The organism is Leifsonia sp. SIMBA_070 (genome assembly GCF_046534635.1).
Taxonomy (GTDB): domain Bacteria; phylum Actinomycetota; class Actinomycetes; order Actinomycetales; family Microbacteriaceae; genus Leifsonia.
This window is the reverse complement of record NZ_JAWRYK010000681.1, coordinates 1-249: the sequence shown is the minus strand read 5'-3', so window position 1 is coordinate 249 and position 249 is coordinate 1. Positions and strand designations below refer to the sequence as shown.

Annotated in this window: 1 pseudogene; it reads right to left on the bottom strand. The window is 67.9% G+C overall.

Annotated features, from left to right (window positions below):
* Positions 1–249 (bottom strand): annotated as a pseudogene (locus SB754_RS21970) (nuclease); the annotation flags it as partial.

Below are 249 nucleotides of genomic sequence, written 5' to 3'. Positions count from 1 at the left end.
GCGTCGGCGAGGACCTTCATGGGGTCCTCGGCGGCGTAGGAGTTGAAGTCGCCCAGCAGGAAGACCTTCTCGGTGCCGGCGGATTCGGAAACGGTGTCCGCGAATGCCGCCAGTGCCTGCGCCTGCCGGACGCGGTCCGCATTCCAGCCGCCCTGCCCGGTGTCGGCGTTTTCGCCGGACGACGGCGCCGAACCCTTGGACTTGAAGTGGTTGCTGATGGCCAGGATGGTCGAGCCGTCCTCCACACCC